General features: G+C 55.0%; 19 protein-coding genes and 2 pseudogenes. 10 read left to right on the plus strand and 11 right to left on the minus strand.

All coding sequences use genetic code 11. The features are described from left to right. Positions 1 to 6: 6 nt before the first annotated feature. The 4 genes from DBV39_RS01065 to DBV39_RS01085 all read left to right on the plus strand — a co-directional run bounded on the left by DBV39_RS01065 (position 7) and on the right by DBV39_RS01085 (position 4,920). Positions 7 to 2,259: a xanthine dehydrogenase family protein molybdopterin-binding subunit gene (locus DBV39_RS01065; protein ID WP_108619980.1), complete on the plus strand. Its 2,253-nt coding sequence runs from the start codon at positions 7 to 9 to the stop codon at positions 2,257 to 2,259. Between the two features lie 372 nt (positions 2,260 to 2,631). Continuing rightward, the gene (locus tag DBV39_RS01075; protein ID WP_227870749.1) at positions 2,632 to 3,195 is read left to right on the plus strand and encodes an AAA family ATPase; all 564 of its coding nucleotides are present in this window, start codon (positions 2,632 to 2,634) and stop codon (positions 3,193 to 3,195) included. Between the two features lie 71 nt (positions 3,196 to 3,266). Then, a complete protein-coding gene (gene tnpA, locus DBV39_RS01080) occupies positions 3,267 to 3,695 on the plus strand; it encodes an IS200/IS605 family transposase (RefSeq protein ID WP_108619982.1) in 429 nt (142 codons plus the stop codon). A 61-nt stretch (positions 3,696 to 3,756) separates the two neighbouring features. After that, positions 3,757 to 4,920, plus strand: a complete 1,164-nt coding sequence (locus DBV39_RS01085; RefSeq protein WP_227870750.1) for a PD-(D/E)XK nuclease domain-containing protein — start codon at positions 3,757 to 3,759, stop codon at positions 4,918 to 4,920. Between the two features lie 299 nt (positions 4,921 to 5,219). Here DBV39_RS01085 and DBV39_RS01090 read toward each other — a convergent pair whose 3' ends face one another. Further along, a complete protein-coding gene (locus DBV39_RS01090) occupies positions 5,220 to 6,443 on the minus strand; it encodes an ISAzo13 family transposase (protein ID WP_108619984.1) in 1,224 nt (407 codons plus the stop codon). 372 nt (positions 6,444 to 6,815) lie between these two features. Here DBV39_RS01090 and DBV39_RS20510 point away from each other — a divergent pair. Further along, a pseudogene (locus DBV39_RS20510) lies at positions 6,816 to 6,905 on the plus strand (hypothetical protein); the annotation flags it as partial. A 138-nt stretch (positions 6,906 to 7,043) separates the two neighbouring features. Here the strand turns inward: DBV39_RS20510 and DBV39_RS01100 are convergent. Both DBV39_RS01100 and DBV39_RS19330 read right to left on the minus strand, forming a co-directional pair. After that, positions 7,044 to 7,454 (minus strand): type II toxin-antitoxin system PemK/MazF family toxin, encoded by a 411-nt coding sequence (locus DBV39_RS01100; RefSeq protein ID WP_108619985.1) that lies wholly within the window; start codon positions 7,452 to 7,454, stop codon positions 7,044 to 7,046. Next, on the minus strand, positions 7,454 to 7,735 hold the full coding sequence (locus DBV39_RS19330; protein WP_227870751.1) for a hypothetical protein: 282 nt from the start codon (positions 7,733 to 7,735) through the stop codon (positions 7,454 to 7,456). The genes DBV39_RS01100 and DBV39_RS19330 overlap by 1 nt, the downstream gene beginning before the upstream one ends. A gap of 202 nt (positions 7,736 to 7,937) precedes the next feature. Between DBV39_RS19330 and DBV39_RS19755 the strand changes: the two genes are divergently transcribed. After that, positions 7,938 to 8,273, plus strand: coding sequence for a Fic family protein (locus DBV39_RS19755; protein ID WP_227870752.1), 336 nt, complete (start codon positions 7,938 to 7,940; stop codon positions 8,271 to 8,273). Between the two features lie 447 nt (positions 8,274 to 8,720). Here the strand turns inward: DBV39_RS19755 and DBV39_RS01110 are convergent, their stop codons facing one another. After that, positions 8,721 to 9,305, minus strand: a complete 585-nt coding sequence (locus DBV39_RS01110) for a gamma-glutamylcyclotransferase family protein (protein ID WP_108619986.1) — start codon at positions 9,303 to 9,305, stop codon at positions 8,721 to 8,723. A gap of 177 nt (positions 9,306 to 9,482) precedes the next feature. Then, positions 9,483 to 9,794: a hypothetical protein gene (locus DBV39_RS01115; RefSeq protein ID WP_108619987.1), complete on the minus strand. Its 312-nt coding sequence runs from the start codon at positions 9,792 to 9,794 to the stop codon at positions 9,483 to 9,485. Between the two features lie 263 nt (positions 9,795 to 10,057). Between DBV39_RS01115 and DBV39_RS01120 the strand changes: the two genes are divergently transcribed. Then, positions 10,058 to 10,837, plus strand: a complete 780-nt coding sequence (locus DBV39_RS01120) for an SDR family NAD(P)-dependent oxidoreductase (RefSeq protein WP_108619988.1) — start codon at positions 10,058 to 10,060, stop codon at positions 10,835 to 10,837. Positions 10,838 to 10,839: 2 nt separating this feature from the next. After that, the gene (locus DBV39_RS01125) at positions 10,840 to 12,822 is read left to right on the plus strand and encodes an LTA synthase family protein (protein WP_108619989.1); all 1,983 of its coding nucleotides are present in this window, start codon (positions 10,840 to 10,842) and stop codon (positions 12,820 to 12,822) included. Positions 12,823 to 13,096: 274 nt separating this feature from the next. Here the strand turns inward: DBV39_RS01125 and DBV39_RS01130 are convergent, their stop codons facing one another. The 4 genes and pseudogenes from DBV39_RS01130 to DBV39_RS01145 form a co-directional block, all read right to left on the minus strand. Then, the gene (locus tag DBV39_RS01130; RefSeq protein ID WP_227870753.1) at positions 13,097 to 13,315 is read right to left on the minus strand and encodes a type II toxin-antitoxin system Phd/YefM family antitoxin; all 219 of its coding nucleotides are present in this window, start codon (positions 13,313 to 13,315) and stop codon (positions 13,097 to 13,099) included. A 35-nt stretch (positions 13,316 to 13,350) separates the two neighbouring features. After that, positions 13,351 to 14,373 (minus strand): annotated as a pseudogene (locus tag DBV39_RS01135) (nucleotidyl transferase AbiEii/AbiGii toxin family protein). Continuing rightward, the gene (locus DBV39_RS01140; protein WP_108619991.1) at positions 14,366 to 14,962 is read right to left on the minus strand and encodes a DUF6088 family protein; all 597 of its coding nucleotides are present in this window, start codon (positions 14,960 to 14,962) and stop codon (positions 14,366 to 14,368) included. Before DBV39_RS01140 ends, DBV39_RS01135 begins: the two are co-directional and overlap by 8 nt. A gap of 425 nt (positions 14,963 to 15,387) precedes the next feature. Further along, positions 15,388 to 15,840: a cysteine hydrolase family protein gene (locus DBV39_RS01145; RefSeq protein WP_108619992.1), complete on the minus strand. Its 453-nt coding sequence runs from the start codon at positions 15,838 to 15,840 to the stop codon at positions 15,388 to 15,390. A 416-nt stretch (positions 15,841 to 16,256) separates the two neighbouring features. Here DBV39_RS01145 and DBV39_RS01150 point away from each other — a divergent pair, with 416 nt between their 5' ends. Then, positions 16,257 to 17,309 (plus strand): glycosyltransferase, encoded by a 1,053-nt coding sequence (locus DBV39_RS01150; RefSeq protein ID WP_108619993.1) that lies wholly within the window; start codon positions 16,257 to 16,259, stop codon positions 17,307 to 17,309. Positions 17,310 to 17,471: 162 nt separating this feature from the next. Further along, the gene (locus DBV39_RS01155) at positions 17,472 to 18,290 is read left to right on the plus strand and encodes a class I SAM-dependent methyltransferase (RefSeq protein ID WP_108619994.1); all 819 of its coding nucleotides are present in this window, start codon (positions 17,472 to 17,474) and stop codon (positions 18,288 to 18,290) included. Between the two features lie 184 nt (positions 18,291 to 18,474). On the opposite strand, the gene DBV39_RS01160 is transcribed toward DBV39_RS01155, so the two are convergent. Both DBV39_RS01160 and DBV39_RS20190 read right to left on the minus strand, forming a co-directional pair. Beyond that, positions 18,475 to 19,815: an aminotransferase class I/II-fold pyridoxal phosphate-dependent enzyme gene (locus tag DBV39_RS01160; protein ID WP_108619995.1), complete on the minus strand. Its 1,341-nt coding sequence runs from the start codon at positions 19,813 to 19,815 to the stop codon at positions 18,475 to 18,477. Next, the gene (locus DBV39_RS20190; RefSeq protein ID WP_407669300.1) at positions 19,815 to 20,591 is read right to left on the minus strand and encodes an acyl carrier protein; all 777 of its coding nucleotides are present in this window, start codon (positions 20,589 to 20,591) and stop codon (positions 19,815 to 19,817) included. The genes DBV39_RS01160 and DBV39_RS20190 overlap by 1 nt, the downstream gene beginning before the upstream one ends. Position 20,592: the final 1 nt, after the last annotated feature.

A 20,592-nucleotide genomic window follows, 5' to 3' on the forward strand; every position in this document is an offset into this window, starting at 1 on the left:
CTCACCATGGATTCCAGTCAAGATCTCGTTCAGTGGTCTTCAGTCAAGTCTTCTATTGTCAAACTCGATGTGAAAGTATCCCGGCGCCAGTTCCTGGGCGCGTCGGCTGGCGCGATGGTGCTGGGCGCGATCCTGCCTGGCAAGTTCGCCCGGGCTCAGGGGGCAGACGCTGCCAGGCCCGGCACGGATGCCTGGGCATTCATCGAGATACGTCCGGACAGTTCCGTCTTGCTGCACAGTGCTTTTGTTGACGGTGGCCAGGGTATCAACACCGCCATGGCTCAGTTGGTGGGCGAAGAACTCGATGTCGACCCGGCCAGTTTTACGGTGATCTGCGCAGAGCCCGGCCCACAGTTTCTGATTGTGAACGGTCGACGCCTGACGGGCGGCAGCCTGTCGGTTCGGTCGTCGTATGACACGATGAGACACCTGGGGGCAAGCGCGCGGATGATGCTGCTGCAAGCCGCCTCGCAGAAGTTTTCGGTGCCCGTGGGGCGCCTCTCGACCGAGCCAGGACGAGTGGTTGAGTCAGGCAGTGGCCGTTCGATCCCCTACGGCGAACTGGTCGAAGCGGCCAGCAAGCTGCCTCTTCCAGAAAACGTCTCGCTGCGTGACGAGAAATCGCGACGATGGATTGGCAAGCCGGTTCCGAGAATCGATCTGCACGACAAATCCACGGGCAAGGCCCAGTACGCAATTGATCTCAGTGTGCCTGACATGCTGCAGGCAGCAGTGGTGCACGCACCGCGGCTTGGCGGTGAGCCAGGTGCGATCAAGAACGAAGATCGGGCGCGTGGCTTGGCCGGTGTGCACTCCATTCACAAGCTGCCAGGTGCAGTGGCCGTGGTCGCTGACCGCTGGTGGCGTGCCCGCAAGGCGGTCGAGTCGCTTGATATCGAGTGGGAGTACGGCAGTTCTGATCTCAAACCCGCCATGCCCGCGAACTTTTCGTCTGAGAGCATGCTTGAGGCACTCAAAGCCGCCAAAGGGCCCGGGGTGACGGGCGAGTCGGTGGGGGATGTCAAGCAAGCAATGGCGTCTGCGAGCCGGATTGTTCACGGTAACTTTAATGCTCCGTTTCTGGCGCATGGACAGATGGAGCCCCCGTCTTCCATTGCCCGATTCAACCCGGACGGCACACTGGAGCTCTGGGTGCCGAACCAGATGCCTGACCTGTTTCAGGGTACAGCGGCCAAGGTGGCCGGGGTTTCGCCTGATCAGGTGATTCTGCACTCACCCATTCTGGGTGGTTTCTTCGGACGGCATTTTCTGTATCCGTCGGCACATCCGTTTTCTCAGGCAATCGTGCTGGCCAAGGCGGTGGGCAAGCCCGTCAAGGTTATCTGGAGTCGCGAGCAGGAGTTTTTACGCGATGCCTTGCGTCCGATGGGTATGGCCCGGTTCAAGGCGGGTCTGAATGATGAAGGCATGCCAGTGGCGCTTGAGATTGAAGCAGTTGGCGAAGGCCCGATCGGGAGAGCATATGGTCGCAAGCCAGATGCTGTTGATTCGTCCGCAGTCGAAGGCATGGTTCGCAAGCCGTATGACATTCCCCACCGTCGCGTCTCCCAGGTGCCAGTCGACATCCCCGCAGTGATCGGATTCTGGCGCTCGGTGGGTCACTCAATGAACGACTATTTCTACGAGGCATTCCTGGATCAGCTCGCCGCCGCAGGCGGTCATGATCCGTACGAGTTTCGCCTTGCCCTGCTGGAAAAGAGTCCTCGCCAGAAGCACCTGGTCGAGACGGTCGCAGAACTAAGTGGTGGCTGGAAGTCGGGTGTGTTTACGGCGGATGACGGTTCGAGACGGGCCAGAGGCATTGCACTCATCTCTGCCTTCGCAACCGAGGTGGCAACGATTGCAGAAGTCAGTGTCGATACCGCGGGCGAAGTGATCGTCCATGATGTCTGGGTTGCCATCGATCCGGGTCGTATCGTCAATCCGTCGACCATCGAGGATCAGGTACGTTCGGCTGTTGCACTCGGTCTGTCCGAGACGCTGGTCGAGGCTTATGTCTACGAGAACGGTGAACCGGTTGCCAGGAATTTCGGGGCGTATCCGATTCTGAGACCGACCCAGATGCCGCGCGTGCACGTCCGGATCGTCGAAAGCGGTGCACAGCCCATGGGTGGTATTGGTGAGCCAGGCCTGCCTGGCGTGCCACCTGCCGTGGTGAACGCTGTTGCCACACTGATCGGCCAGCGTGTGCGCAGTCTGCCACTTGCCGGACAGAAGTTTCAGTCGCTACCGAGCTGACAAGTCGCTGTCACAGCGTCACTTCACCACGCTGATCACCACTGGTTACCACTGAGCATTTGAACACACCCCGGAATCGGTCTGAAGCCGATTCCGGGGTGTGTTCAATCGTATCTGTCCCTGTGTCTTGTGGACACCCGTTGCTTATCGAAATTTCCTGCGACAGCGCATGTGACGGGCTTCGTATCGGGAACTGTATGGTCGGCGTAAACTCTGGCTGTGTCTGGTACATGCCAGTCGCTTCCAGGGTATACGCTGGAAGCGTGCGCTGGTCGTCTTTGACGGTTAGCGAGCCGTGTGTTCAGACTGCGGCAATACAAGCGTTTTCTGGGGTGATGGCTGTTTTAGGTTTTCGAGTGATTTTCCTGGTTTGTGCTGGTTTTCGGTAAAACCGGAATGTCTCTTTTAACGGGATCAGGTTTGAGCGGTACATCAGTCAGTGATAGACGGCTTCGGTTGCCGATTGGCATTCAAACGTTCTCCGATATCCGCGAGGGGGGATACTACTACGTCGATAAAACGCCCATCATCGACCGGTTGGTCCGCCAGAACAAGTATTACTTGTTGTCCCGTCCCAGACGTTCTGGAAAAAGTCTGCTGCTTGATACCTTGCGTTGCCTCTTTGAGGGCAAGAGAGAACTCTTTGAAGGGCTGCACATCCAGGATCGCTGGGATTGGCAGACCAGACACCCAGTTGTTCGTTTGAGCTTCTCTGACGGCGTCATCAAAAGCCGATCAGAACTGGATGCCCACATCCGACACCAACTGGATACGCAGCGACACCAACTGGGGTTGGCCGACTCGCGCACGGAACTGGTGTCTTGCGAGTTCTCAATGCTGATTCGTCATGCGCATGAGAAGTTTGGTCAAACGACGGTCGTTTTAAACAAACATGGGAAATCCCCCGGCTATGCCGGGGTGGCAGTAGAAGTTTGACATTTAGGGGAGTCCATCGATGAAACTATCCGAGTGAGCCGCCAAGCACACTCGAGAAAAGGAGTTTCACGATGGACGAGTATGAAAGCCTAAGCCATAGCCGTTGGGAGTGCAAATACCATGTGGTGTTTATTCCCAAGTGTCGAAGAAAGACGTTGTATGTCAGTTTGAGAAAGCACCTGGGTGAGGTGTTCAGGCAGTTAGCCCGTCGTAGGGAGAGCGAGATTCTGGAGGGTCACCTGATGCCAGATCATGTACACATGCTGATCGCAATTCCGCCAAAGTACGCGGTCTCTCAGGTGGTTGGGTACATAAAGGGCAAAAGTGCGATTCACATTGCCCGGGTGTATGGAGAGAGGAGGCGAAACTTTGTCGGGCAGCACTTTTGGGCCAGAGGGTATTTTGTTTCGACGGTTGGGCGTGACGAAGAGGTCATTCGGCGTTACATCCAGGACCAGGAAAAAGAGGACTCTCGATTGGAGCAATTGAATCTGCTCTGAATCTGGCCACCGAACGGTGGCACAAGACACGGAGCCGCGTTAGCGTCTCCGGATAGCCGCTTTGAGCGGCTCACAAATGAAGGCCCCCGGCTTTGCCGGGGGATTGTTACTCGATGAATATGACAAACCCATTCTGGATAACATTCTCGACTCGCATACTGCGCGAGAGCTGCGTGAGGGGCTCAAGAATATCTACAGTGTTTTGAAAGAAGCAGACCCGCACTTGCGTTTTGTCTTGCTGACCGGGGTTTCAAAGTTCAGCAAGATCAGTCTGTTCTCTGGCCTGAACAATCTCAATGACATCTCACTGGATGCACCGTTTTCGACGATCTGCGGTTACACCGACGAGGATGTCGACACTGTCTTTGCACCGGAACTGAGCGGACTGGACCGCGACGCCATTCGTCGCTGGTATAACGGTTACCGCTGGGGTGATCCTGGTGTCGTGTCAGTCTACAACCCGTTTGATGTACTGCTTTTGTTCCAGAAGCGGGAGTTTGCGCCATACTGGTTTGAAAGTGCCACACCGACGTTTCTGGTCGATCTGCTCAGAAAACGTGGCGTTTTTACGCCCAGGCTGGATGTTCTGCAGGCCAAGGCGCAGATTCTTGGGCGTTTTGATGTCGATGACATCACAACCGAGGGGTTACTGTTCCAGACGGGTTACATCACGGTGAAATACATTGAAGAGCCGATGCTCGGTTACCGGATTTACACGCTAGGGTTCCCGAATCTGGAAGTCGAAAGCAGCCTGAATGATCTGTTGTTGCCGGTGCTTGGAATCTCTCATCGTCAAGCGCAAACCTATCAATTGGCTTTGCTGGATATCCTTAAAAGAAATGATTTTCAGGCACTCAAAACCCACCTGCAGTCACTGTATGCGGGTCTGCCGCATGACTGGTATCGAAACAATTCGATCGCTCGCTACGAAGGACACTACGCCAGTATTTTTTACAGTCATTTCGCAGCCCTTGGCCTGTCCATCACAGTAGAGGACGCAAGCCACTATGGGTCAGTCGACATGACTGTCGAGTTCGACGAGAACGTCTACCTGTTTGAGTTCAAAGTGGTCGAGACCTCTCCCGCAGGTCAGGCGCTCGCGCAGATCAAAGAAAAGCGATACGCCGACAAGTACCGGGCCAGTGGCAAGCAGATCTATCAGATCGGTGTTGAGTTCTCCCGGTCGCAACGTCAGATCGTAGCGTTCGATATCGAGATTGTTTAATTCGTTCCTCATTCAGTTTTTGGGGGACCGCCTGAACGGCAAGTCCATTCGACCATGGTTGGGATCAAGCGGTGCATTGGCCTGACTGGCAATCTGATGCCTTTAACAGCGCTGGTCGTGGTTGTCAGCCGTGCACAAGGACGGTTTGTCGGTTGACCGACAGGTGCTGGCATGTCACTACTCGATCTGGCGAACCTGGGCGCACCGACTGAGGGTGCGGTCCAGACCAGCCAATAGGAAGGTGATTCGCTGGGTATTTCAATGGTTCGGGACTGTTAACAAATAATATAGTCGAATGACTAGGGTCGTATGCAGTAATTCCATTCGCCATGGAAATCGCTTCGATCGATCTTGATCGTCGCCATTTGGGCGTCAGTGACAGAAATTCCCTTCGGATACGCGGCAGTATCGAGCTCGGCCTTAACCGACAGGCCGCTACGGGTTCGTGTGTTGGCGATCAGATTGACAATGACTTCGTGACTGATCAGTGGGCGCGCGCGCCAGTTCATGGTGATGAACGAGAACAAGCGGTGTTCAATCTTGTTCCATTTGCTGGTCCCGGGAGGAAAGTGATGCACGTGAATCTCGAGCCCCAGTTCCCTGGCTAACTGGCTCAACTCATACTTCCATAGCCGAACCCGATGGCCATTGCTGCCACCACCATCTGCTGTGATCGTCAATCGGCTGGCTTCAGGATAGCGCGCTCGGCCCATCGAGAACCACCAGCGCCGGATAGTTTGCACGGCAAATGCCGACGTGTCGTGATCCGTTCCCACGCTGACCCAACCCTCATCAGCACCTATGTCATAAACGCCGTACGGATTGGCGCGCCCCAGATCCTTGTCGACAAAGTCATGAACTTGGACCTGATCGGGTTGACCTCTAGGCAGCCATCGCTGGCCCGCGTTCTTGAAGGCCCCAACCAGCTCCTTCTTTTTGGTATCGACCGAAATGACCGGTTCGTTTGCATCCAGTGCGATCTTCACGGCTGCATTGATGTGCTCAAACTGTGCGTTTCGATCAGGACTCTGGTTGCCTTCGAGCACCTTGGCGTTTGCTTGCAGACTAAAATTCTGGCTACGCAATATATTGCCCACCACCACATGGCTGACCTGATGATGTCTGGTCTTGAGCTCATCGGCCAGATTGCGCAGACTCTTGCATGTCCAGCGCAACGGTGACTCCGGGTCACCTCGCGTGGTCGGCTCGACCAGAGCCAAAAGGTCTGCAACCAAGGTCTCATCGGTTGTCTCGAGTCGCTTGCGGCCACCTCCCGGTCGACGTGACCCTGTTGCCGTCGTGGACCGAGACTCTTCCGACGCGTCGATACTTCTCAACGAGCCGAGCTCCTTGATACCGGCGGCTACCGTTGTGCGGGATGCACCAGTGGCCGCTGCCACCTCGGCTATGCCACCTCGACCGAGTGCTTTGGCTTCTGCGCCGAGCAACAATCTTCTCTGACGCTCATTGAGTGTCTCGTTCAGCGCCTCCCAGCGCAAAGCGATTGGTGAGATATTCGGCATTCGATAAGCATAGCCGATTCCCAATAAATAACCAAGTTAAATATTTACAGTCTCTTCGTTCATCCGTGGTGTGCCGATTGGGTGTCGACTGGATTTCTACTGTATTGGCTCTTTGGCGCCTGCGGACCATCATCTGGACGATATTGTCGATGTCATACTGGATGCGAACGCAATACGATGGCTCTTCTGAGAGTCGAGCGTCTGTCCGGCTGGCACACGCCACTGTCTCCGATCGGATTTTCAGGCATGAGCACCATCCGTGCAGGCGACTGGTGAGATGATCGCAAAGTTTCCATACAGGTCGTGTGAGACCCGATCGGTTAAGAAAAGGTCTATTTTGAGGTGCCACCCGCTGGTCAAATCGCTACGGAGATGTCACGCCGGTTCGACTGGGTCAACGACCTGGTTTCTGATGATCCTGCGCTTGTTCGCGCTGGCCTGAGGCACTTGTGGTTTGTCACTCTGCACCCGTTTGAAGATGGCAATGGTCACATCGCACGCGCAATTGTTGATCTGCTTTTGACGCGCGGATGCAAGTCCACGTATGTGTTGCGCGAAACCCCCACTACAAATGCCCAGCCGGTTTGGTGGAAGGAAAGCTTAGGCCTGCTTCCTGGTGGCCGCAAACGCAGCGGCTGCAATCCGGACCATACTCGGGTGCAGAGTGCCAAGTTTCGGAATTTGACCATGGGGTGCATGATTCGGCACAGAAAAGTAGTCGTCGTTGTATGGCAGATCCAGTGTTTTGCTCAAGTCGAATTTTGTGTCGTAGCTAAGACCAGCACTTGCGTAAGCGGCGGGATGCTCACCCTTGGTGACGCGAAACTCACCTCTGTAGAGTCGATCAGTTTTTTGGCTGGTGCCATACGCCACGCTCACGAAGATCCTGCCCTCATCGTCTTCCTTCGTCAAAATAATGAGGGCAGGGCGTGGCTTGGGTTTGGGATGAACGTTGTCAGGGAAGTGGCACCAGGCGATATCGCCTGCCATGGGTTCCGGCCACCAGCGCATCAGACGCTTTCAATTTCAAAAAGGCGACTGCGTACCGTGCCACCTTTTGCCTGGGGTGCTGTTTTTTTGATTTGGTTGAGTTGGGATTTGGTAAGAGCGCCCTCGTCAGCTTCGTATTGAGGAAGCATTTTGGTGGCAAGTTCATGCAGGGCCAGATGAATGACCTGGGTTTCATCTACGCCCAGCACTTCGGCCAAACGTTTCGCGGTGGAGCGTGTCACGCCTGTTGCGCTATCCTGTGCGCGGTAGCGAAACGCAATTTGAGCGGTAGCAGTAGCCATGTTGGTTTCTTTTCCTCTTTAAAGATATCTAAAAGATATCTTATTGACAGACGTCTGTCAATTGTGTGTATTACTCACAAGGAGGCCATAGAGTTCTTGATCGACTCGGCTGCAGAGACTGGATATAACTGCTATACGCTTCTCAATCTGCACACCCTCTTAATCAGACAATCTGCTGGACGATCCCTCCGCCAGCGGCAGCTTGCGCACCAATGCCGTTGGCACTGGCCAGACCATTTTCTTGCCGCTAGAAGGGCCGCAACGGATAGAAGAATGTTTTGACCAGGTGCTTGATACGGCTGCTGCCATACGGGACCCCTTTGAGCAGGCATTCTTTGCGATGGTGCATCTGCCGTATTGGCAACCTTTTGAGGATGTGAGCAAATGTGTCTCGCGCCTGGCCGCTAACATTTCACTGATTCAGCACAATCTGTGCCCCCTGTCTTTTGTCGATGTTTCGCAGAGTGTCTACATCAGCGCCTTATCGGGTATCTACGAGATCAACCGTGTTGAGCTTCTGCGTGATGTGTTTGTCTGAGCCTACAAGCGTTCCTGCGCACGCTACTCTGCTGTCCGCCAGTCACTCGGTGAACCTGATCCCTTCCGTTTGCACCACAGGCAGCACATTATGGAGGTGGTGGCTACCGTGGTACGCCAGAGGCTGAGTAAACCACTGGCAATCAGCCACATCTATGGTTTTGCACAGTAGCGGATTGACGCAGCAGATCGTGAAAGATTCATTGAGGTGATCGACAACCAGTTGCTCAGCCTGCATGAAGGCAACATCGCCCGTTATCGCCTCAGACTCAGCGATTTTCATGCATGGCAGGAAGTCTGGAAATGAGTGCAGGGCAGGCCTGCATACCTTGAAAAGATCTCGGGGATGCGTTTTGCGTATCGCAGGAATGAACCGGATGCGCGAGTCAATCAGTGGCCACCACTGAAAAGGCGTGGCCTCATTTTATCCAGAGCGCGTTCGTACGAATCAACTGCCTCGATGAACATCCACGAACGTCTCTAGCTCGTTGGCTGCGAAGCGCTGCACATCCCAGTTTCCCAGCAAGAGGCTGATGTCCTTCCATTGATAGATCCAGGCCTTGACCGTGTCGCCCGCTGGTAGCTCAAGTGAAACCTGGCATCGCAGGTATTCGTCGCCTTCAAATCCATCAAGGATGCGCAAGTCTTCATCGGATAAATCCTGCCACACCACACCTTCGATCTGTGACGTGGACATTGCAGGCACCGCACCGGGATACACCCGAAAAGAAAGTGCGTGGCGCGACCAGCCTGCCAACGTGACGGCATGACCCTGAACCGGGTGTCCAAGCAGGTCTTGCATGACACCTGGAAACATGAGGGACCCATAAGCAAAGACGTTGTGAGACATGACGGTCGGACTCAACTCCGGATATTGAACAAACTCAATAAAAACAACTAAAAAATCAGACAGCGAATCAGGCAGCAAATCAGACAGTGATACGGCAACCCCATCGTCAATTGGTGAGACGCACGCTACTTGCACCGGTTCGACACCGGTGCCAATGCAGACGATCGATGCAGACGCAATCACGTACCTTTATGCATCATTCGCTGTGTGTACCACCAGGTTGAATGGGGGTGAAACGACTGCAGCCACTGCAACGACCGTATAGACTGCCGAGAACATCGCAAAAGTCAGTGCAGCATACGCGTATGCCCAGACCTGCTAGCATGATGTTGTCGTCCGCCGCGTCCATGCAGACCGGCGCTATTGTAGCGACAGAAAAAACATGTGTGGCAACCCGTATGAAAACCTCTGTTGAAACCGATGTTGACACATTCGTGAGCAGCGCACAGCGAGTATGCCATCCTCGTTCAAGAAGATCTTGTGGTGGTGAACCGTGTCGTCATCCAGTGTGCTTCGCTGGATCTGGACTTGAACGGGTAGCTGCTCCTTGCGAACAATGGTGATCAGCGCGGTGATCAGCGCGGTGGCCTGGCCGGTGAGATCAACAGTGAGATCGGCGGTGACATTGGCGGTGACCGGATATCTGGAATGAATGGCCTTGTCGAAGGTCACTCATTGGCGTCGTTCGGTCTGACCACGTAACCAGGTAAACGCCAGGACTTGTTCGTAGGGCTTCATCCCGTCTGGCTCATCCTGTAAGCGTGTCGCTTACTGATCAGTCCTGCCCGGGAACTGTGCTCGTGATTCAATCGTGGTCGTGATTCATCCGTACTCGTGATTCAATACTCGCTGTCGGACCCACTTCATTCGATACCGGCCCAGTTGATCCGATACGCTGCGGTACGATTCACGATCCACCATCAATCGAGTCCAGTATGCCTAGTTTTCATGATCCAGCCTGTATTGTTCTGACCGGAGCTACCGGTTCGATCGGTAGTGCACTTGCCCAGTGGTACGCAAAGCCTGGCCGCACGCTGGTTCTGCAAGGTAGGCGGATCGATGCGCTCGAGCGCGTGGCTGCGATTTGTCGCGACAAGGGGGCGACGGTTGAACTCGAGGTGCTCGACGTACAGGATGTGCCGGGCATTCAACGCTGGATCGCGCAACTGAGTAAACGACACACGCCAGATCTGGTCATTGTCAACGCTGGGCAGAACACCCATGTGCAAGGCGACGGCAAGCTTGAGCCGTTTGATGAAGTCCAGACACTTCTGAACGTCAATCTTCGGGCGGCGATGGCACTGGTGGATGCTGTGGTGCCAGGCATGGTGACACGCAAGCATGGGCAGATTGTGCTGGTGTCCTCTCTGGCTGCGTATTACGGGCTGCCTCTGACACCGGCTTATTCAGCGAGCAAGGCTGCATTGAAAGCCTATGGTGAAGGTCTGCGAGGGTATCTTGCTGCGCATGGCGTAGGTGTGACGGTGGTGCTGCCAGGCTATGTTGACTCACCCATGTGCCGGGCGATGCCTGGCCCAAAGCCGTTTCTCTGGCAGCCCGACAAGGCTGCGCGTCGGATTGGTCAGGGGCTGCGGCGCAACCCGCCTCGGATCAGTTTTCCGTTTCCGTTGAATTTCTCGTGCTGGGGACTGTCGGTGCTGCGACCAACTGTTGCCCAGTGGTTCCTCAAGGTCTCCGGCTACGGGAAGCCGTGAGTATGCGTCAGAGGGTCAGTGCGTTCCTGCGCGGTTTTTTGACGATGTACTCACGAATCCGGTTTCCAGGCGCCAGGCAATCATTGCAACCAGTGCTTACGCAGTGGTGGTTGTCTTTCTTATGCCTGATACCAGGGTTGCTGACCTGGAGTACCGCCCTGGCATCGAGTGTGAATGAATCGGCGAACGTCTCCGGTCAACTTGAAGGCACTTTGGCGTCGGGTGGATGGGCAGATGCTCTCCAGGCGCTGGCCTGGCCGTACTGTCTGGGCCTGGCAGGTCTGGTACTGGTTCATTACCTGCTGGTCAAACCCCGTCCACAAGCCCTCTGGCTGCGGCCCTGGTGGGCCCACTTTGCGGGCATCGGCCTGTGGTCGTTATGGTTCGCGTTTGAGGTGATGCTTTGGCAGCGTCCCTGGTTCGGCATTGCCAATATCTGGGCGCTGGTGGCGATCATTGCGGTCATCAATCACTTGAAGATACAAGCCTTGCGAGAACCGTTTGTGGCGCAGGACTTCGAGTACCTGATTGATGTGTTTCGTCATCCCAGACTCTACTTCCCGTTTTTTGGCTGGTGGCGCGCGATTGGTCTGGCACTGGCGTTCGCGGTCTGTGTCGGACTCGCGGTCTGGCTCGAACCTTCGATCGTCGCCCGGTTCGGCTGGGAGGCTGTGCTGAGCGTGACGGTCCCACTTTTTGGTGCAGGGGCGATCGCGTTATGGCTTTCGAGTCGCAGTCGACCAAATCTGACCTTCGACCCTTTTGAGGATATCAGGCGCCTGGGTCTGGTCGGGTGTTGCTGGGCCTATGCGATGGCCGAGCGACAGTCACGCACAAACGGTCCAGCCGGTTTTCTTAAAAACTCGCCGTACAGGGACCTTGTCGACGCGGCACAGAATCTCTCAGATGATCCTGCCCAAAGTCCGTCGGCACAGGCAGAGCAGTCGACGTCAGCACGGAAGGCGGGATTGGAGCGGATGTCGGATCCGTTGTCGGGACTGAAATCCCTACCGAAATCGCAACCTTCTTTGCAGTCGGGCCAACTTGCGCATCTGGTTGCGATTCAGAGTGAATCGTTTTTCGATGTCCGTCGCTGGGTCGACAATGTGGCGCCGGATGTGTACCGGGGGTTTGATGCCATGTGTGCAGAGGCGCTAGCGTATGGGTCGGTCCGTGTGCCGGCCTGGGGTGCGAACACTGTGCGCTCGGAGTTTGCGTTTCTCTCTGGGCTCACGGCACAGGATCTCGGCGTACACCAGTTCAATCCATATCGTGTGCTTGCCCACCAGGGGGTGCCAACCCTTGCACACTATTTGCGCTCGCTTGGGTACCGAACCGTCTGCCTGCACCCATATGCGGCGAGTTTCTACCAGCGCGACCGAATCATTCCCGCGCTAGGGTTTGATGAGTTCATCGACATTTCGGCGTTCTCCGATGACGACCGTACTGGCCCTTATATTGGCGATCAGGCGGTGGGAGCCAGACTCCTGGCTTTGCTCGAGCGTGAGGAGCCACTGTTTGTGTTTGTCATCACCATGGAGAACCACGGGCCCTTGCACCTTGAGCGACTCGCATCCGGTGATGTAGAACGTTTGCATAAAGCACCACCACCGGCCGGGTGTGAGGATCTGACCTTGTATCTGCGCCATGTGATCAACGCAGCGACCATGCTGGAGAGTTTGAAGTCAGGCATTGAGCGCATGCAACGACCTGTCAGCATCTGTTATTACGGCGATCATGTTCCGATTCTCACCAAGCCCTATGCGCTCTTTGGGGAGCCATCTGGTGAGACAGCCTACTTCGTCTGGAGGAATGTTAATGTGGATGAGGGTGACACCGGCATAACAGCAACCGATCCAGCAACCGATCCAGCAACCGGCCGCAATGCAAAACCGGTGTCAATCACCCCGACAGAGGGTCAGCCAATGCGTCTGTCGAATCTGGCAAGCTTCTGGCTGAAGTCCATGGGGTTGCTTCAAAAGTGAGGCGCTTCTAAAAGGAGAGTCCGCCGAGTGCGCACGACGCAAAGGGCTGCGGCAGGGCTATCAGAGAGCCACCAAAGGGCCACCAAAGGGCCACCAAAGGGCCGCCAGGGGCACCTCGAGTACCAGGTGGTTTTGAGCAGCCTGGTGATGTCTGACCTTCATCCGCTTGCACGAGGTCACCCGTCTGGAGTCCTCGCATGGCTTTGCTGCGCATCAGATATCCGCACGCAAAGCCGTACTTGTCTAATGGCGATAGTGAGTTCTGTCGCCGAATTCAGATCAGGTCAATATTCACCTCAACAGAGGTGTCTTTGAGCGTCAGACGCTTGCGTACGATGGCTTCAAGTTCCCGATTTGCCAGTTCTTCCACTAGCGCCCCAAACAAACCGGGCGTCACCATGTAAAAAGCAGTCCGATTATGACTGAGCACGGCCAGCGGCTTATCGCCCGCCTCATGCAGTATCTGCGCCGAGTTCTTCTTGAAATCGGACATGCTGATCGAAATATCGGCAATTCTTTTTATCGTCGTTAGGTGATTATCCTGTTCACCGTGATTTCCAGATCGGCGCATGTTTTCAGCAGGTCGTCGAAGGATGGAGCGTTGCCCACCATTACTTCGTCGTCCAACATGGCTGCGTAGTCCTTGGCGTGTGCGGCCCTTGCTTCGCCTTCAGGGACGATCTTCAGGTGTCCAGAGGTCGCCGCTGCATAATCAATGACCTTCCCATCGGTATCTTTCTCAATGAAGAAGTGTGATTTATGACGAGCGACGGCTGCTGCCACCGAGCGGTCCGCCATCACGGCGGCGAAGTGGTGGCTTCGCGCGATCGCGGCCAGGTCGTGCCAGTGTCGCGCGTAGCGCTCTCCTCGGATGCGGCCCTGTGCACAGAACACATGCGCGGCCGTGGCCTTCTCCCAAAAGGTGCGCGCTACGCTCATGACCAGCGGCGAGGCGGTAGGGAAGGACACCTCGGGCAAGTGTTCTGCAATGTCGCAGGTCACCTGAAATACCTCGTGTGGTTCTCCTGTGGCACGGCCACCGAACTCAAGTGTAACGGCAGGTGCTACATACCCTGTGCCTTGCGCCAGGGCAGGGTAGTGCAAGAACAGCTTGTCATTGTCCTGGCCACCGAGTTCGAGCCGGGCGTTCAGGCGGTCGCGTGTCAGGGCCGCTTGAATCACCGGTTGCACGTTCTGTGTGATCCACTCGGGCAGTCGGTGCCGCACGGCCTTCGTCCATTTGCCAGCCTGGCTGCGGCTTGCCGGCAAATCGCCTCCTTCGCCGATCAGGTCCGGGATCAGCTTGCGAATGTCGTAGGTCAGATCGATGTCTTCGGAGAAGCGGTCGATAACCTTGTAGACCTTCGAGAGTGATGTGCCACCCTTGAAGGTCAGATCAGCCGACAGCGGCGACTCGAACAGAGTGTGTAACGCCTACACCACCCAGATGTCCTTTTCGAGCAGGTGGGCGGGGCGACCAGTTTCGGCGCGAGCGTATTCCAGCGCTTCGCGTTGATCCTGCTCGCTCAAATCAAAGAAGTATTCAGCCACGTGCTGCTTCCTTGCCGATGGCCTGAGCCATCCAGCCAGGTAGTGTCGCTCGTGCCGAGGTCAGTGCTTGCCATTCTGAGAGGGGCAGGGTGCGATGGAGCGATGCCAGCGACTCGCCGGCGTGATCTGGCCCGATCCAGGCCAGTGCGCGCACGGCCGCGCCGGCCGGCCGTGTACCCAGGATCAACATCCAGCGCGGTGCGTGTTTCACCAGCACTTCCGATTGGCCGAGCTTGAGTTTCCGGGTCTGACCGGAAGTCAGGTAGACCTCGCGAATAGGAACCTGCTGTGTCAGGCCCAGGGCGTTGGCGGCACTGGCACCGTGAGGCACGACGATTTCGCCGATCTGTTCGGCTAGTGCCCTGACGACTTTCTCGGGGGTAGGGGAGCGCGAGCCGAACCGGCCGGCCACCGGGGCAACGTAGGTGCCGCGCGCCACCCGCAAAAGTTTGCCGGCCTTGGCCAGCCGCGAGAATGCTTGATCCACTGCCGACCTGCTGCCCAGATGCAGGAACTCTTTGGGCGACAGAACACCTCCCTCGGGGAGGGATTGTGCTTGTTGAAGAATGGTCTCGGGCAACGTATTCATCGGGTACCTCTACTGTGTAAGAACAGTACACCTTTTTCTGACATCGTGAAAGCAGCAAGACTCTGCCAACTTGTGTTCTGATAATGGAGTCAAGGCAGGTGTTTTCGAGGTTGTGAAGCATGCTGGAGCGCAGTGGTGGAAGTGAAGGCAAAGTACCAGCTAAGTACCAGCTAAGTACCAGCTAAGTACGTCCACACATGCTGCGCTATGCTCCAGATTGAACGCTGGGTTCCTGGAGTGATTTGGGGCAATTTGCCCGCCAAATCATGCCACTCTACGCCAATTCTGTAGCCTGGCGTAGAGTGGCGTTTATTATATAACTCATTGTACTTTAATTAAAAATACATATTTTTGTGCTGTTGGTCGCCATGTCTGGCTACACATTGGGCGTGTGCTGTCTGGTCGCACGACTGTTGGCACGTGGGCTATCTCGAGACGCTCAGGTGTCTCAGTACAGTTTCAGTATCCACCACGTCAGCAAATTGTCGGTCCATGTCAAACAGACTGATGGCGTGAGAGACCGGAAACCGGTCAAACACGGCATCATGCGGAACAATGATCCGATAGTTGTAAGACGCACCATCAAACACAGTCGCGCGTACACAGTTGCTGGTGGCACCGCCCAGAACGATGATCGTGTCGATCTGTCTGTCGACCAGATAACCCATCACAGATGTGCCATGAAACCCGCTGGGCTTCTTCTTGACGTACTCGCTATCGCTGGGACCCGGTTTCAGACAAGGGGGCAGTCTTGCTCTCGACGTCCCGGCCAGACACCAGCTCGGACTATCGAGAAAATCTCGCTTGCGTGTATAGACACCGATGTCACTGCCTGATGGGTCGAGTTTGAACCAATGGTATGGACTCCCCGACCTCAGGCTACGGCATCAGAAGTGCCTTAAACTATGGATGTCAAAACCATTACCTGACAGGAGGGCGTCCACCATGAAGATTACGACAGTCGGTATTGATCTGGCAAAGAACGTACTGCAAGTTCACGGGGCCGATGTGCTGCAAGCCCAATGATATAGAACCATCAGAGACGGACACGGCAGCAATGGATAGGAGGCAACCTAGCGTTTATAGGATCTTTATGTTCTTTGGTGCATTGCAGTTTGGCATCGTCTTTCAGATCCGTGTTATCCGAAAAGTCGTTTGTCCTGAGAGATTCAGCTTCGGTGGTGCCAGCAGAAAAAATGCCCTGGTGTCCTGTTGGTAATATAGAGGGTGTCGTGTTGATCGGTTGGGACCCATGTCCTTGTTTCATTCAACAGACATCGTTGAATGCTGTTGAATGACTTTCGAGTCATTCAATAAACTGGTTAGCAAGTATCTGTCGAAGCGAGAGGCTCCTTTGCATATTCTTATCCCTGTTTTCTTCAAAGCGGCACATGGGGGCCTGCATGAGAACATACTTGCGACTGCTCGTCATTTGATCATAAGCGGACATAGCGCGACGATTGTATGTCCACCAGGGTCTTTTTCAGATTCGCTGGCAGAATATGGGATCGGAGTTGTACGAACCAACTACGCTAATTACGATGATCTTCTGCAGTCAGTCCTGGATTTACACAGGCAACGGCCGATTAGCCTAGTTCACGCGCACCCGTTCGCGTCACGCAAGTTTGGACTGGTGGTCGCAGAACGCTTGAATATTCCTTTTGTGCTTACGATTCACGGGAAATATACGGACGACCTTTCCAGTTACGAATCCAAGGTTGCGACTGTCCTGACCGTTTCATCTGTAATACGGGACTACCTATTGCAGGAGTCTCAGATTTCGCCAGAAAGAATGGTGAATATTCCTAATGTTCCGGATCAAAAACTGTTTTCTCCTCGGGAATCTTCGGGTGAGGTAGAGAGAGAAGGTTCATCCGAGAAGATTCGTATTTCGCTAGTGTCTCGGTTGGATCAAGACAAGCAATTCATTCTGGATGTTTTTTCTGATGCGGTCGAGTACGCTTCAAGTCAATTTTCTGGTTTGATCGATTGGATTGTTGTCGGAGATGGTACCCAGTCCGAAAAGTTTCAACTCAGGCTCGATAAAGTGCGTGGAGAAAATCCGGTGTCTTTTGTTGGGTGGCTTGAAGGTCAGGAACTTCGAGATGCTTATCGATCAAGCTCGTGTGTGATCGCGCCGGGGCGTTGTGCAATTGAGGCGATGGCCTGCGCGGTTCCGGTGATCGCGGTTGGGAGCAAAGGTTACACTGGTCTGGTTTGCGACGAAAACTGGCAAACAGGTGTTTACACGAATTTCGGCGGTGTGGGTAATAAACATAGCGAATACTGTCCTGAGGACGTACAGAAAGATCTTTATCGAGTTCTCGCATCTGCAACCTACAGATAAAAACTCGGAGAGTTCTCCAATCAGCTGATACGACTGTTTTTTAATGAAAAACATGTCCATGACCAGTTGCTTGGTGTTTATTATTTAGCAGTAGCTTCCCATGACTTGAACACTAGTGACAGGCGTTCCAAAGTTCAATTTTCTAAAGATGGCAGATCCTCGATGCAGAAAGATCAAAATACCCCCGCAGTAGACGTCGACATCAAACGAGTCGAAACGGTACTGCTTAAGGCGACCAAGGACGCGTCTTCCAAAAGTACGAGAGATCTGCTGATCGTACAGAATCGACTGTACGCTCAGTTGGAAAAGTTAGGATGGCTGACGCGTTCCCTCAAGCTTTCCTATTCTTTGCCCGCTTTACGTGGCTGGGCAGCTTCGCCTGATGTCTTGCTCTTGTTGCACGAGCACGTTCGCCAACACAGACCGAGACTGGTGGTTGAGTTTGGTAGTGGTAGCTCTACACTGGTGATTGCTGACGCGATACGCCAAAATGGATTCGGTAAGCTGGTGTCCTTCGAGCACTCAACAGATTTCGCTGACCAGACCTTGAGTTATCTGGTGCGTGAGAACCTGGATGTCTGGGTTGACTTGCGTGTCAACGACTTGACGGCATGGGAAAAGGATCACTTGGCGTCGCGAGGCAGTTCCGATGCTTCTGATGCGCAGGATCCACCTGAACTTCGCTGGTACGACGCCAGTCAAATGTCGGATCTTGAGGGTATCGATCTGCTCTTTGTGGACGGTCCTCCAGGAGGAACCTGCAAGTATTCGAGATACCCGGCATTACCGTCACTCGCAGAGAGACTCTCTCCAGACGCCGAAGTGTGGATGGACGACACCATTCGACAGGAAGAAAAAGATATCTGCGCCGACTGGGCCGAAAAACACGGGATGACGGTTGAGTACATCGATTTCGAGAAAGGTCTGGGTAAACTTCGACGTATCAACACGAAGCCTCGGTACATTGATCGTCGTTATTAAGATTCAGATCTAACAGGCGTTCACCCAGAGGCAGTGCTCCGGGGTCAGTACTGACTCGGAGTTTCACGGAGTCCCGGGTCTGAATACGAATCGCACGAATCGCACGAATCGTACGAATCGTACAAATAGCGTATTTTTTGACAGTATTCGATGATGGGGCCTTCCGTTCGCGTTCAGACTCGGTTCAGATCGAGGCGATGGCCTCTGCCGTTGCTTTGACAGTGAAGTCGATTTGCTCAGGCGTATGCTGGCAAGACAGGAAGAACCTTAATCGAGCCGCTTTTTCCGGAACAGCCGGGTAGAGAATCGGCTGCACGTTGATCCCACGCTTAAAGAGTGCGTTCGACAGACGTCCTGCTCTGAGAGAACTTCCCAGAATCACGGGTGCAATGGCTATACCCTGACTCAGTCCCGTATCCAGGCCCGCACTCTTTGCTTTCTCAAGAAAATACTGGCTGCGCTCATGCAGTTGCACCACTCGCTCTGGTTCCGCCTGCATACAGGACAGCGCAGCATTCGATGCCGCCGCCATCGGGGGCGGCATGCCGACACTGTAAAGAAACCCGGGCGCCAGAAAACGAAGATTGTCGATGAGTGCACCGCCACCCGCGATGTAACCACCACACCCGGCGAGCGTCTTGCTAAGCGTGCCCATCCAGATGTCTACGTCGCTACCAGCCATGCCAAAGTGCTCTCGCAGGCCCAGTCCGTGCGTACCCATGGTGCCAAACGAGTGCGCCTCATCGACCATCAGGAAGCAATAGTGACGGCGTTTGATCTCCACCAGTCTTGGTAAATCCGGGAAGTCGCCATCCATGCTGTACATCCCCTCGGCGATCACGAGCACCCGTTCGTGACGGATACGCTGTTCCGAGAGAATGGCTTCGAGTCTCGCGTAATCGTTATGTGGGAACGATAGCCGTGTCGCACCTGAGAGCTTGATGCCCTGCAAGATGCTGTTGTGACAGAGTTCGTCGTGTACGATCAAGTCGCGCGGCCCAAAAAGATGGCCCAGTGTGGTGACATTGGTGGCGTGACCACTCACAAACACCAGCGCTGCCTCACAGTCATATGCCTTGGCCAGCGCCTGTTCAAGGGAGCGGTGCAAAGGCCGTTCGCCAGAGACCGAACGACTCGCAGAAGACGAGGTGCCGTAAGTGTCAATCGCCTGCTTGGCCGCAGCATTGACCGCCGGGTGTCCGGCGAGTCCCAGGTAGTTGTAGCTCGAGAAATTGATGTATGTGTGACCATCAATCTGCGTCGTGGCACCGGCTACGCCAGTGTGCTGCCTGAAAAACGGGTCTTCAATGCCAAGCCGCTCCGCCCCAGTTGCGATCAGCTTCACCTGCTGATAGGCAGGATGGTGGCGAAACGAGTAATAGGCTTCAGGCACGGGGTGCGCAGACGAGCGTGGCAGGGTCGATGGCGTCGCCTGTTCGACCTGCTGCAGCCGTCGTGCCAGTGCCTTCTGAATCAGTTTGTCTTTCAGTTGCGATGAAAGACCAGGCCGGGAGCGGTGCGACATTATCGTTGTTCACCCTTGGATGCGGGTTCGATGGTGGACAGAATTTCTTCGATCTGTTCCGTCGTTATGTCAGCAGCGTGCTGTCTGGCAAGATGATGCGCCTGAGACTGCAAGGCAGCATCCTGCGCAGGTGACTCAATTTCCCCTGAAGTTCCGTCCCCGCCAGTACCACCGGCGTTACCAATCCCGCCAGACTGACGCATCTGTTTGAGCAACAGCGCTGCCAGCTTGCTCAGCGTGTGGTTATCGGCGAGTGACATGGTCGGCAGGGACTGTCCAAACCGGTTTTCAATGGCCAGCATCAATTCAACACCCATCAATGAATCCAAGCCAATATCGTACAACGATGTATCGGCTTCAAGCTTGTCAGGGGAAATACGGAGAATTTCCGCCACCTCTGTGCGCAGCATATCCATGAAGATCGGCAGCAGTTCCTCGTCACTCATGGTGTCAAGCAGCGCCTGAATCTCCGAGGACTGGCCGCCGCCATCGGCTGCATCAGGCGAAAGCGCTGCGATTTCGCTGAACTTCGGGCTGTTTGCCGAAGGCAGGAAGCGCTTGAGTGCGCGCCATTCGTAATCCAGCACACCTTCACCGGAACGTCCTGACAGCATCAGGCCCTCTAGTGCGTCTAGCGCTTCGGTTGCCTGCAAGGCTTTGCCGCCCATGCGGTTCTGCAGCGCATCGAGTGTCTCTGTATTGCGTGCCAGAAAGCCTGCATCCTGAATGGCGCCCCACAAGGCGCATGTGGCGGCAAGACCTTGCTCGCGCCGCATC

This window comes from Orrella marina (assembly GCF_003058465.1).
In the GTDB taxonomy this organism is placed as follows: Bacteria; Pseudomonadota; Gammaproteobacteria; order Burkholderiales; family Burkholderiaceae_B; genus Algicoccus; species Algicoccus marinus.